The organism is Niastella sp. (genome assembly GCF_045805085.1).
Taxonomy (GTDB): Bacteria; Bacteroidota; Bacteroidia; order Chitinophagales; family Chitinophagaceae; genus Niastella.
Map to the genome: position 1 here is coordinate 1 of NZ_JBJMLX010000320.1, position 14,034 is coordinate 14,034.

Sequence of the window (14,034 nt, forward strand, 5' to 3'; positions counted from 1 at the left end):
CCAACCTTTCTAACTTCTTTTTTATCCGGTTTAGCGAGAGTTACGTAAAGACATTTATTTCAAAGGATAAAGATGCGGTAAAGCGGATGGAATATATACTTCAAAATGCCAGCCATCGTCCTGGTTGTATTTTAAAAAATAAGGCAGATAAACCATTTGTGGCTTCGCTTATTGAAAGTATTATCAGGGAGAACACTAATCAGCAAATTTATTTCAACAAGATCATTGAACAGGTGGTAAACACTGTTATTACAATTGTGGCAAGAAATATTGCTTTAAAGCTCCCTAAGAATATAAAAGAAAATACCGGAGAGCCGGTGCTTGAAATATTGCACTACATACAGCAAAATGTTTTTGAACCTGGCATGTTGAGAGCGGAAGTAATAAGCAGGCATCTCGGTATTTCATTAGCTTATTTAGGGCGCTATTTCAAGAAGCAAACAGGAGAAACTTTGCAGCAATATATTTCCAACTACAAAATGCGCCTGGTAGAATCCAGGCTGCTTCACAGTGATATGAGGATAAATGAGATCGTGTATGAATTTAACTTTACCGATGAAAGCCATTTAAACCGGTCATTTAAAAAATATAAGGGAATAAGTCCAACGGAGTTTAGAAAATCAAATAGTTAGCACTATGCTTTAACAGCCTTAACTGCTTCGAGCAATAGATCAATTTCTTTTTCAGTGTTATAATAATGGGACGATACCCTTACTGCCCAATCTATTCCCTTCTCTTCAAAATCAATCATCGCAGCCGATTTAGGCGTTGTATAAACATTAATTCCTTTGTCCCTGAAATACTGCTTTGCGGAGTGTTCCGGTAAACCTTTCAGTTGGAAGGTAACAATTGAGCATTGTTGTTGTCCTTTATCCAATAATTTAACAGCGGGAATTTCAGCCAACCCGGTTCTCAATTTATGAACAAGCAGCTTATTTCTTTGTTCAATATTGTGAATACCCAGCGATAATAAATAAGCCAGCGCCTGACTACTGCCCATCATTAAAGCGTAAGCTGTTTCCCAGTCCTCAAACCGCTTCGCATCCGTTCGGATCTTATAATGATCCACATCTATCCAATCTGCTCCATGCAGATCGGGAAACAAAGGCTCAAATCCCATGGCAAGTGCCTTATCTGAAACATATAACAGACCAGCGCCTCTTGGACCACGCAGGAATTTCCGGAAAGTTCCGCTAATGAAATCTGCCCCGGTGCTTGTTGCATTTACATCCATTTGACCCAAGGACTGGCAGGCATCCAACAGGTAAATGCAATCGTGCTTCTTTACAACCTCTCCTATCCTTTCTATGGGTTGAACAAGTCCTGAACTGGTGGGAACATGCGTTATGGATAAAAGTTTCGGCGAATGTTTTTTTAGTTTACGCTCCAGGTCTTCCACGTCTATTTCCCCCGTATCTGTATTGCTGACAAGAATGACCTTTACACCCAATCGCTTCTGCAGTGATAAAAAGGCAATAAAATTAGACGGATAATCATTCGTTGTCGTTAGGATGATATCGTTCTGTTTAAAAGGGATGGAAGAAAGAGCCTTGTTATAGCTGTCGGTTGCGTTGGTTGTAAAAGCTATATTTTGGGCTTTACAGTGAAGCAGAGAAGAAGCATACTGGTAAAACTGCTCTAATTCAGCCGCTTTCTTATCTGTAGTTTCATAACCGCCGTATTTTTCTTCTTCGGTTATATAATCGCGGATCGCATCAGCAACTATTGCTGGCATTAAGGCGGCGCCGGCATTATTTAAATGAATTACGAAATCACAACCGGGTGTTTCTTTCCTTATTTTTGATATGTCCACTTGATAACTTTTTATTTGTACACCACACTAATATACAAATAAATCGGTTGTTCCGGATAGTTTGAGAATTTCGTATTTTTCACTTTGCTGTAAGGTCGCGGATTAGTATACTTTCCCTTGTCTATTGCCTTTTGATATCCGTTTTACCAAACTTGCGGGGGTAGTAAGAGAACGTCAGCAAAAAATATTGTTGCAAGCCATTCGTAATCCTCGTAGTGGTGCCATATGCGTTTACGCTGTTACTGATATTCTGGTATTTTTTCAGCAGGTCCATAGCCGAAAACTTTAGTTCTCCCTGCTGTTTCAAAAACCTGTATGTAGTAAATGCATTCCAGAGAACAATTGGCTTGTTTATATTCGAGTTGGAAATATGATCCAGCGTACTGCTAAAGGTTAAGCCGGCCGGATAATTGACAACGATCCCGAGCTTTGTGGTACTACTGTTATTTTTAAAGGAATTCAGCCCGACCGCGGTTGTCCTGGTCTTATAACTCTGTAAGTTTTCTCCTGCAGTAAGTACCAGGATCGAATTCAAGGAAAACTGAAGGGTAAATTGATTGGACAAACTGCCGGTTTTACTAATGTTGCTGACTCCATCAATATGGTTTGGTTGATTACCGGTCGTCAACTGACCATTGTACATGAGCTGAAGATTATTACTATTTATCTTTCTCGAGATATTGAAACTATAATTCAGGTTGATGTTCCTGGATCTGTCTGCATTCGTATAATAATAGATCCTTTTACCGGAAGGATCATTGATGGTACTGTCTGTTACCGGATCTAATGACAGCAAATATCTGCCATAGACATTGCCGTTGATAGCATACAGTGACTTTTTGTTTTCGGTATTGAAATAAGCATTTAAATTAACGGAGTGATTGATACTGTTCCGCAGGTTCGGATTACCCATTCTGATCTCATATGCATTGATATCGTCAACAATGGTATATAACCTGTCAATGGAAGGGTACTCCATGGATTTTACGTAAAAGACCGACGTGTAATACCTGTATTTATCCCTTTTGGTGTATTGATAATTGACAGTTCCCTCATACCGCAAAAACTGAAAGGAGCGATCCAGGTTTCTTTTTTCAAACGAGGAGTTGTTCTTATCCGTTTTAAAATCGTTGAGCAGTTTGAACTGCACACTCAGGCTGCGGTACCAGGTGTCATAATACTTCCAAAAATACTTTGACAAGGTAAGAGAGGGCGTATACTCAAACACTTCTCTTTTATTGAAGTTGGAAAGGTTGGCATTGAGGTTATGCAGCTTGGCAGTAGTGTCATAATCTGTTACAACGGTATTATCCGTTAGCCGGGTATAATTGAACCATTGGTTAAGACTGAGATTTATGCCAAATAGATTATATCTTCCTAACAGCAGCCTTCTAAAGCCTGTATACTCAAAGCTTCCTGTTATGTTCTGCTTTTGATTGTTGGTGGCGTAATGCCGGTTATTGTAGGCGTTTTTACTTGCATCGGTCAAAGACTCAAATTCACTTACCATGTCCTTCTGCGATACAGTATTTCCGCGTGATGCGCTGAACTGGGACGTAAAGCTTTGTAACGGCTTATCCTCATTGGATCGGCTAAAATTTATATTCACCGATTCGTTATCAGATCTTTGCCTGTTCAGCGTAGTAGTACGATTGGTGCTTTGCAGCAGATCAGCGGAATCCCTTACTTCTACTGAACGGTACGAATTACCGTTCTCACTGTTGGTATTTACTGTACCGTTTACGTCCAGGTTATCGTTATAACTATTGGTCTTTAGATATTTGATGCCTATATCATGTTTGTTCTGCAGGTTGTTTTGAACCCCCTCATCGCGGATAAACTGCGGATTATCGATCGCCGTTCTGTTCTGATAATTTTTATCGGTAATAAAAGCATCGGTTCCTGATTTATTGTAATTAATGGTAAGCCGGTCATTTTGCCTGCTGTTTGAAGATTCTATAAAATTATGAACCAATACACCGCCAATAGAATGGTTCTTATTGATTCCATTGGTTCCAAACCTGCCGACATTATATAAATTAGGGTTATAGTTTCTGTACGTATTATTCTGAAACATTTCCTGGAGGTTGCCGATATTCTTATTGATGTTATTTATCCCCCCTCCTATACCGGCACTGCTCCTCTTGTTATATAACTGAAAAGAAAGATCTGCTTCAAAGCGGTCCAGGGTGCCGTAGCCGGCTCCTGCTTTGCCGAAGTATCCTTTTTTGCTGTCTTCTTTTAGCTTAAGGTTCATGGTGAGCAGGGAATCCTGAGGCTGTTTTGGCTGACCGATCTTACTCCTGTCGTATTCCTGGTAAAGCTGTATTTTGTCGATAGCGGATTTGGGAAGATTTTGCGTGGCAACCCGGGGATCTGTGGCGCCCATAAACGGCTTCCCGTCAACCAGCAGATTTTGTACTTTTTTGCCATTGACTGTTATGGTGCCATCAGACCAGATAGTAACGCCCGAGACCTGGTTCAATAATTCTTCTACAACGGCGTCTTTTTTCATCTTAAAAGCGGCGGGATTTATCTCCAGGGTGTCGCCGTTCATCCTGATGGGAACCGCAGCGGTTACCACAACGGTATCTTTACTGTTCAGCGACAGCAATACATTGAGCGTATCCGTAGTGGCGCCATCTTGTTGAAACCATTTATTGTAACTGGTATATCCCGTATAGGTAACGCTTACCAGTAACTTTTTCTTCAGTGGTAATTTATCAATGGTGAATAATCCATTTTTGTCGGATAACTTATAAGCAACCACCGAAGAGTCCTGGCCAAAAACGGTTATTGTCGCCAGCTCCAGCGGAGTTTTGGTTTCAGCGTCCATAACCGAACCTGTTAGCTTTCCGGTTTGGCAAAAAGCCAGCGTGGACAAGGTTAGTAAAAAACAGGTAAAGAATGTTGGCTTCAAGGTTAGTTTTTAAGTTTGAATTCAATAATTACGGGTGTTGTGGCAGGTGGATGGCTCTTTATAAAATTGTCCAGTTCTTTGGGAACCGGCACGTTCTTGTTTTTTTCAAAGAATGTAACAAGGTCACCAGCTTTTTGTGTTTTGTAGAATTTGTCCATCTTACGTGAAACTCTAAAGTCTTCCAATAGCGGTAAATTATACTGGCTGCTATCCGGCTTAATATTTTTGGCTTTGAAGGTGGTATTGGTTTGCTTTTGATAGATGTAAGATTCGAAGTTATTGAGATAACCTATCACAAAATAAACGAACCGTGGCGTTTCATAGAATGTATACACCTGGTGGAGCATCCAGCCATTGTTACGCTCAAAATTTTCCCGTTCGGTTTTATTTTTAAAAGGCGTGGTAAAAAACGAGGCCGGCAAACTGTTTTCCAATGGCAACACTATCTGGTAGACAGGCAATACACTATCTTTAACCATTTTGTAAATGGTATCACAATAAGGGCGGGAAATAAAGTTGATATAAGGCGTATCCGTTTTATTGATACTTATACTTTCATCTCTATATAAAAACCTTGTTTCATTAATACGGTTGTAAGGGAACAACCCTTTTACCAGCTGGTTTCCTTTGTAGATCTTGAACTCATAATCCAGGCTGTCTTTATACAGTTCGCTCGTATTAATTTCTCCCATACTATAAACATCATCATAATAATTGTACGCATGTAAAAGGTCGTTTTGCAGGGGAAGATCTTTTTTAATAGTAAACGAGGTATCGTTCAGATCAATCGTATATTTTTTAAAATACTTCTTATTACGCGGACTGCTCCAATCCAATTTTATTTTTATTCTGTCCCGGGGTGTAAGTGTATAATTTTTATTATCTCCAAAAAAAACGATCTGGTTGGTACGCTCGTCATAAACCGGGAAAAAGCCATTGCCAAGCTTGTTATAACTTATTTTTTTAATAAAACGCCCGTTTTTGGCATACAGCAGCACTGACTTACCGATATAATTCTTTATAATGAAATAATTGTTTGTTACCTCAACGGAATTGTACATGGTAAATTCAATCCCCTCATTTGCTTCCAAAGGGATAAATCGTATAGAGTCTACAAATTTTGATTGTTTTTCGCTACCGGCCGATTTGGGATGGAGATAGATCTTTTGCAGTTGTGCCTGAGCGATGGGAGAAATGCGCAGGTAGCATAGCATCAAGATAAGGAAACGCAAGCAGGGTGTCATTAAGGGTTAGTATTGGCTTCCCAAATGTATAGTTGTAAATGTTAACGCGCTCTTAAGGTTTGGTTTTAGAAGGAATGTAAAAGCCCGCCTCCAACAGGAGACGGGCTTGTTGAATGTTTATTCATTATTGTTTAATGCTGTACCATCATCCGGGTTATTTGCCGGTTGGCGCCATTTGTCTCAATGGTATAGATCCCGGGCGCTAACCTGGTAGTGGAAATTCGTACCTGCTGCACGCCTGCCCCTATGGCCAGCTGCATTACCATGCTGCCGGCTGCATTATATACTTTTACGCTGGTAGCTTTTACTTCTTTTGAAATATACAACATGGCATTGGCATTTACAGGGTTGGGGATCAGCACTACTGCCGGGTTTCCATTTTCCTTCAGGGTGACATTCCTTACTGGTGAATAGGTGAACCTGCCATCTTTATCATTCATTTTAATGCGGTAGTAATTGTTACCAATTACCGGATCGCTATGCAGGAAGTTGTAGCTATTGTTATGCTGGTTTTGAGCATTTACATTTCCAAGGCTGGTCCAGGTAACCGCATCGGCGCTCCATTCAACAGTAAAATCTTTTACGTCCATTTCAGAAACGGTTTTCCAGTCAAGCGCTACCTGTCCGCCCAGCTGGTTGGTATAAAACCAAAGCAGGGTAAGCGGCAACGACTGTTGAATATTTACAAACACCGGAACAGTTGCACTGTCAACCCGCACGCCGGAACCATCATATATACCTGAGCGCATAATTTCGCCACAGCCATTTGCCCGTACAATATCATCCACATACCATCCTTCTACCCCCTTGCCTCCAGCATTGGTTTCCATACGGAACCTGAACTGCACCGGCGTAGTTCCAAACGAGGCCAGGTTCACCATTGTTTGCTCAAAACCTTTGCTGTTACCGGAAAAAGCTTTGCGGCCGCCAAGCGTAGTTGTGGCATCCATAGTATAAGTATACCCGGTGTTCAGGAACAATGGAGAAGCATCCGTCCAGGTAGCACCGCCATCGGTAGAATATTCCACCAAGCCGCCATCAAACAGCGTTTCTGTGCGGAAGTTGTGCCAGAAAGAAAGAATACTGAGTGGTTTGGCAGCCGTTGTAGCGGTGCTTGCCGAAGTAAGCGAAGTTGATGACTGCGTGGTAATATCAGGGGCAAACCAGGAAGTATTCCCCGAATGGGCTCTTACTGTAGAAGCCGTCCAGGTAGAAGAACCTGAAGAAGTAAAGCCGCCGGTAGTTCTGGTATCCCGGTTGTCGTTCAGCACCGAATCAATGATACAACCCGTGGCAGGCGCCTGCAGGGTAATGGAAAAGTTTTTAGCTTCTTCCGAATTAAAAGTGGTTGCAGGGAAAGTAAGAATATTACCGCTAAGGGTACCTGCCGGTATACTGCTAACATACGTAAAGCCTGCAGGGATGGTATCCCGTAAGGTGAAAGTGGCCGCCTGACAATTACAGGTTGCAGTTCGGGTAAGGGTAATATTTGTATTTGCATCTACTTTAACCGGTAACGATCTGGTTATTATAATACCTGGCGGCAGATCAAATGCAGGCGTTTGATCAGTAGCATCGGTTGATAAGCCTTGTTTGGCGCTGTATCCCATCCCCCTGCGGGCAAAAGCATTCCAGATGGCGCATTTATGACTATATCCATACAGGATTGAATCTGCGGCCAGAATGGCATTGCGTGCATCCAGGAAACCCGGCGAACAGGGTTGCAGTTTCATCCCCGTAATTACCAGGTTCATGGCAATTATGTTTCCGCCGTTACCTGCACTATTATACAAATCGGCGGTAATGGCGTTTTGTTGTTGAATAAGGTTCCAGGTCATATCCCAAAGTGCGCTGCACCAGATCTCTCCTATAGCATGCACTTCTGTATTGGTGGCCATGTTGGTATAGGTAAGGGGATTTACCGACATATTGGTAGAATATGGATATCTGCGTATACCCGCACCATTTACAGATTGTGCGGCAGCGTAAGTAGCCATTGGTCTGGGATTGGGGCCGTCGGTCGATTGAGCGGTTGCCCAGTTGGTGGTCATCATCAGCGCCATAAAATCACTCCAGCCTTCCCCTCCCTGCTCTGCGTTATTCAGGCAACTGGCGCCAAAAGCGCCGCCGGTTAAGCGGTTCGAGATCCCATGTCCGTATTCGTGGCAAATAACGCCATTGTCGAAGTCGCCATCAATATAAATTCCGGTACTCATAGTGGCAGTTACAATTTGATTCGCATTTAACTGGGCTGCAATTGCATTGCCGGTAGGGTTGGTTACTACAATAGTGGGGATAGTAATAGTTGGATCTGTACCGCCAATGCCACCTAAGGCGGAATTGGGGGGGAAATAGATGATAACAGCAATGGCGCCCGCATTTTGCGCATTTTTTACTTTGTATGCATAGGTCGTACAGGGGACTGCGCCACCGTAAGCGTCTATCAGGACTATATTTCCGGCTACTGCAGCTGCATTGGCTGCAGGCATGCACCCCCGGTGAGTAGTACCCGCCGCATCATCATTATACCAAACGATCTTTCCTGTTATAGGTCCGCGGTCAACCAGTTTATTAGGGGAAGTAAATGAACTTTCAAGAGCCGCATAGTTACCGGCAATAGGCGACGGTGAACTTATGGTGAAGCCCGGCGGACTGGCCCAGGTATACATTTGCATAGTACCACTGGTGCCATCTCTGGGCGTACTGAAATTGGCATTGCTATATCCTGAACTGTCCTGTGCCTGGGCTGATACAAAGTCGTTACCGGCGCCGCCGCGCCCCAGGTTATCGCGTTGAAAGTTACCGGCGGCTTCTGTAAAGCCATATTGATAGGTAACGTCATGCATCAGGTTATTCCAGTAAAAAAGGTTATCCAGTGCTGCCTTTTTACTTTCTATATCAAACCAGGGTTGTTGAGCCGTACTATTGTTATGCGTAAACGTAAGGCTGGGCGCCGGGGTACTGGAGGTATCGGGCCAGTTACGGGCAGCATTAGCGGCGTTATTGCTTTGCCGGTCTAAAAAAGCAAATACGTTGTTTCCCCTGGTAATAGTATAATTAGTTACATTATCAAAATGCCAGCCCAGCGTAACGGCGTCGTTGGAGGCCCCGGCTTTTAGCCAGGGGCTTACGTCGTTGGCAAACGGTGCATAATTGGGACTTTCGTAAGGATATGGAATAACCTGGTAGGTTGCCGATGTAACATTGGGAGGCGCCGGTAATTTGGTTTGAACCGTACTGCCGCTCTCCATTTTATCCTGAGTAATCGCTGGTACAAAGTTCTTAAAAGCTACTGGCCGGTCATTGGCATGTACCTGTGTTAACTCAGGCATTTTTTCGCTTACCGTCCAGTTGTCCTTTTGCACAAACTCCCCGGTTTGAGCATTGATCCGTACGTTCCACCAGTCTGCGCTGTCTTTTAAATGAATATTTACGTTCCAGGTAAGTATCAGCTGTTGTTTATCGTCGGAGGGCGTCCAGTACAACGTAATTTCAATTGGCCGCCGGGCAATAGCATCAGCTGTTACCATGAATTTTTTTTCAGCGGTGAAAAGATCCCTTTCCGCTGAGAGTGGCGCCTTCTCATTTAAATGCAGATGACGCATGGCCCCACGGATAGCATCCATATAAGACCGGGAAGCAACCGGGGCGCCCGCTTTACCGGTACTATTTTTCACAAAATTTCCGGAAGCATATTGCAGGCTGCCATCAATAAAAGCTGCCGAGATGATCGTGTTGTACACTTTTATCTGCTGATAGGTCTGCTGCAGGTAAATGTAAGTGATATGACTTTTGTTATCGGTATAAGCCTGCAAAATGACCGCATCGGTGGCATCAGTTGGCGTTATACCAAGGCGTGCTGCATTTTTTATCAATAAGGGACGATATTCTTCCAGGCCTTTATCCTGGGCTAATGCCAGGCTGGAAATAAATAATAGCATGCATAGGAAGGCTAAAGGTTGTAGTATTTTTCTCATGTTAGAATGGTTAAACCTAAGTTAAGGGAATCCCTTACATGTTTAACCAATCTGAAAAAATAAAGTGGTGGGATATACGAACTACCGGCATATGTAAAACTTTATATATAAAGAATGCCATAAGTAAGTGAAACCGGTATGAACCTGGGTAAAAGAGACGCCAAATATAATATCCATGTTTTATTAATAATAGCTGAATACTGTATTTTTGACCCTTAACAGTGATATATGATCTTACCAACACCCCCCATCAAGACGCCATTTGATGCGCAATTACAAAGAATAAAAGATAAGCTGGAGGCGGCAAGAACTGCAGATGAAGATTTCGACGTGTTCGAGTCTGGCACCCATGAATACCTGTTGAACGTACCTGCCACCGAAGAAGAAGTGTCGGCGTTCGAGCAAAAGCATTCCATTCAATTGCCCGAATGCTTCCGGTCTTTTTTACTGGTGGTCGGGAATGGTGGTATAGGTTATCAGGGATCAGGTGCAGGGCCTGGTTATGGAATTTTCGCATTGGGATATAATATAGCTGAGGAAAATTTTCTTTCCCATGATTGCCAGCTTGATCCGGACATGTCAATGGATCAGTGGCAGTCGTTAACGGAATTTGAGCATAGTGGCGAAAATATTACAAAAGAACAATACAGACAGGCAGCTGGCAAATTATATGGCGGCACCTTACGACTGGGCAGCCAGGGCTGCACGTATTATCATACTCTTATTTTGAACGGGCCACATACAGGACGGGTAGTGAACCTGGACACCAACTATCTTATGAAGCCCATTTTTACACCCGACACCACTAATTTTCTTGACTATTATGAAGGCTGGCTCGATGCCGTTATTGATGGCACACTCCAAAAGCCGGATGCGCCTGATTATGGATACTTCAAATGATTATTGAGATCAGGATATTCGCTTTTTTTGCAATAATGCCATCCAGGCTCGACACCATATGGATGGTTACTTTACATGAGGTTGTTGACATTTATAGATCGTTTTTGATTCAATGTTAAGGTATTACCTACAGGCAGCTGTGGCCTGACCTTTGCATGTAAAGTTCGAAATTGTTTACCATGATAGAAAAACAATCCATTAACGGTAAAGATGTTTGGATAGAAGTAGAACAACAACCGGCCAACAGGGCCAATCCCAATATTATACCTACAGAATATTTTATTGCCAAATATTACCTGAACGAAACGCTCTCCGGTTCTCCTGTTATCATAACGGATGAAGAAGGCAAACCCGTACTGTTCGAATCACCTGTAGAAGCGCTTAGCTTCGCCAGCAAGAAATTAAATACAATGATATAATAATATAATTATTTTTTACCGTAACAAATTAAAGCTTCCTTTTTTCACTTCTTTGGTCCCATCGGTCAATACTAATGAAGCGGCGTATACATACACGCCGATTGGTTGCGGCTTACCCTTGTAAGTGCCATCCCAGGCGCCATTGATATCGTTTGTTTCAAATACCTTCTCGCCCCACTGGTTAAATATTATTAACCGCATGGTTTGTATAACGTTGCTATACACTTTAAACACATCATTCTGCCCGTTATTGTTCGGGGTAAATGTATTGGGAAAAAAGATCTGGTCGCTCAATGTTTTACCTACTACCCGTTTTGAAAATACCGATGGACAATCCCATCTTGTACCAAGCGCTTCTACCTGTAGTGCCACGGTATCCTGGCCCGTTAACCCATAAATGTAATGGCTGGTGCCCATGGGGCCTGTGGAAGGATCGGTCCAGTTAATGCCATCGCGCGACACCCGGTAACCCCTTGCATTTTCAACGGTTGCCCATGAGAATTTGATTACAAAGCCACCCAGGGAATCTATTGTAAGTACCGGCTCGGTGAGCGGGTAACAAATGGTAAATTCATTGGCGCCTATATCGGGTTTACTGGTGCTGCGAATGTTATTACTGATATCATTGGTAATACCTACGTAAGCGCCTTTATCGTCGAAGGGTATCAGCGTAGGCGTGAAATCGGCTTTCAATGAATCTTTGTACAATGGATACAGACTGATGGAGTTCGAGTCTTTTCTCACTGCCAGCCAGTCGGCCAGTTGCGCATAGTTCTTACCGCCCATAGAACCGGTATAATTAACTCCTGTTGCAGCAGTAATGAAATAATTATTGTTATTGGCCTTTAGGGCGCTGTCGTTCCCTTGTATATAGAGACCAGTTCTTGTTCCCAGCCCGCCCCTTTTAATCACCACACTGTTGTTCTTCACCTCTGCGCCCGTACTCAGGGTGCCCAGTAAACCCACTCCTGCTGTCATGATGCCGGCATTGGTAGTACCCAGGGAATCTTCGAGTGAAATGGTGTTGTGATAGATCATTACATAATTTGAACTTCTGGAAAAGATGCCGTATTGCGGTGAAATTCCTCTAAAATTATACAGCATGTTATTGGAAACGAAGTTGGGGGCGCCTGCCTTACCAACCACCGCTTCAACATGAATACCATGTACTTCAGTACTTACCACCGAACCTTTGGTCATAAGATCATGAATCCTGTTCCTGGAGATCTGGTTGCCATATGGCGACAACCCAAAGGCGTTGGTCTGTTTAAGATAGATGCCGCTGTAGCTGGTAAAACCGGTGCGGGCCTGCTGACTGATGTTATTGCTATCTACCAGTGTATTGGCAATGCCATCGAGATAAACGCCATAGCCATAGCTATCGATAATTGTATTCCCGCTCAGGATATTGCCTGATGGAAGGGCTGGAGCGCTAATAGTGCGCGATGTACAGGTTATACCATAATAACCGCCGGTGATGGTATTATTGGTGATCGTATTGCTATCGCAATAAGAAATATTGGAATAATTTATCGGGTCATTCAGACTGTTGTTAAGCACTATACCCGCATAACCGCTGGTGGTAGCAGTAGTACTCATTGAAACAGTGCAGCGTTTTATGGTATTGTGGTCTGCATCGCCTATCAATTGTATTCCGTAACCAAATGACGAGCCCATAACTTTTATGTGTAAGCTGTCGATGGTAACATAATCCACCCCATTCAGTTTTATTACTGAGTTTTCAGTGCTGGTAGTAGCTGCATAGGAAACCGTTGCACCATTGCCTCTAAAGGTGATTGTTTGTGCAGGCGAAGTTGTGATAGCGGGAATGATCACCTGTTCGTTATAAGGGCCGGAACCCGGCGCCACATTAAAGACAACCGATCCTGTAATGCCACATTCCATGGCCAGCACGGCATCGCTGAAAGAAGTAAAGTTAATGCCGCCCGTAGGTTGCGCTGAGTTGATGGTATAAGTACCGCCAGTCAACATGCTATTAACGATCACCCGTACAGGGGTCGAATACATGGTATTGCCCAAACAGGTCACCGCGGCCCGGTAATACATCGTAGTGGCGGGCAACAGATCCAATGAAGGATACGCAACGCCGCTGCTGATATTGCTATACGTTCCGGTTGCAGAGGAAGCACTTTGCCAGGTATAGGTTTGCCCTACCCCCCAGGAATTACCTGTTAATCCCAACGAGATCTGTGGACCGTAACATAAAATTGAATCAGGTAATACGGTGGTGCCTCCGGGAATAACCGGGGTTTGACAGGCGGATGTTACAAACTCATAACAACCCGGATCGGGATTCAGCGGGCTACGTGCTGCACCGGTTATATCGGTATCTATATTTTCATACAGCGCCATGTTATCAATAGGCTGCGCTTTGGGCACAAAGTTGAAAGCGGCTAAATTGGTATATTGAGGATCTATGTACACCGAGGAATAATCCAGCCCCGTTACTTTTTGCCAATCAGATAAGAGCGTCAGGTCCTGGTTGGCAAGCGCGCCAACTGCATTTATATTATCTGAACCAGCTACATAAAAAACATTCCGTTTACAGGTAAGCCCCTGCATCGCTTTCACTAATGTAATAGCATAATTCCAGTCGCTGGTTGCCCTTGAGATGGTAATGATATTGTTAAACACATTCACATTACTTATATCCTGAAAATATATTCCGTCGCACTCCGCACCATACATGTTCTGATCGTCGAGTGAAATGGTATTATTGTAAATATTAAAATAGGAAGCA

Annotated in this window: 8 protein-coding genes; 3 read left to right on the top strand and 5 right to left on the bottom strand. The window is 43.3% G+C overall.

All coding sequences use genetic code 11. The features are described 5' to 3' along the window. Positions 1-632 (top strand): helix-turn-helix domain-containing protein (locus ACJ751_RS16765; protein WP_407746672.1); only part of this gene is annotated, 632 nt, incomplete at its 5' end. A gap of 2 nt (positions 633-634) precedes the next feature. Here ACJ751_RS16765 and ACJ751_RS16770 read toward each other — a convergent pair. From ACJ751_RS16770 to ACJ751_RS16785, 4 genes are all read right to left on the bottom strand, one after another. Continuing rightward, positions 635-1,813: an aminotransferase class V-fold PLP-dependent enzyme gene (locus ACJ751_RS16770; protein WP_407746673.1), complete on the bottom strand. Its 1,179-nt coding sequence runs from the start codon at positions 1,811-1,813 to the stop codon at positions 635-637. Positions 1,814-1,934: 121 nt separating this feature from the next. Continuing rightward, entirely contained in the window at positions 1,935-4,733 is a 2,799-nt protein-coding gene (locus ACJ751_RS16775; RefSeq protein WP_407746674.1) for a carboxypeptidase regulatory-like domain-containing protein, read from the bottom strand. 2 nt (positions 4,734-4,735) lie between these two features. Beyond that, positions 4,736-5,965 carry a 6-bladed beta-propeller gene (locus ACJ751_RS16780; RefSeq protein WP_407746675.1) on the bottom strand — a complete coding sequence of 410 codons (1,230 nt, stop codon included), beginning with the start codon at positions 5,963-5,965 and terminating at the stop codon, positions 4,736-4,738. 143 nt (positions 5,966-6,108) lie between these two features. Next, on the bottom strand, positions 6,109-9,954 hold the full coding sequence (locus ACJ751_RS16785; protein WP_407746676.1) for a M36 family metallopeptidase: 3,846 nt from the start codon (positions 9,952-9,954) through the stop codon (positions 6,109-6,111). Positions 9,955-10,182: 228 nt separating this feature from the next. Here ACJ751_RS16785 and ACJ751_RS16790 point away from each other — a divergent pair, with 228 nt between their 5' ends. Both ACJ751_RS16790 and ACJ751_RS16795 read left to right on the top strand, forming a co-directional pair. Further along, positions 10,183-10,854: an SMI1/KNR4 family protein gene (locus ACJ751_RS16790; protein WP_407746677.1), complete on the top strand. Its 672-nt coding sequence runs from the start codon at positions 10,183-10,185 to the stop codon at positions 10,852-10,854. A gap of 179 nt (positions 10,855-11,033) precedes the next feature. Then, positions 11,034-11,273, top strand: coding sequence for a hypothetical protein (locus ACJ751_RS16795; protein ID WP_407746678.1), 240 nt, complete (start codon positions 11,034-11,036; stop codon positions 11,271-11,273). A 15-nt stretch (positions 11,274-11,288) separates the two neighbouring features. On the opposite strand, the gene ACJ751_RS16800 is transcribed toward ACJ751_RS16795, so the two are convergent. Next, positions 11,289-14,034 (bottom strand): gliding motility-associated C-terminal domain-containing protein (locus tag ACJ751_RS16800; RefSeq protein WP_407746679.1); only part of this gene is annotated, 2,746 nt, incomplete at its 5' end.

What these genes read in the sequence shown, in the direction of transcription:
- ACJ751_RS16790 (WP_407746677.1), top strand. Translation starts at nt 10,183, where the DNA reads ATGATCTTACCAACACCCCCCATCAAGACGCCATTTGATGCGCAATTA.
- ACJ751_RS16795 (WP_407746678.1), top strand. Translation starts at nt 11,034, where the DNA reads ATGATAGAAAAACAATCCATTAACGGTAAAGATGTTTGGATAGAAGTA.
- ACJ751_RS16785 (WP_407746676.1), bottom strand. Translation starts at nt 9,954, where the DNA reads ATGAGAAAAATACTACAACCTTTAGCCTTCCTATGCATGCTATTATTT.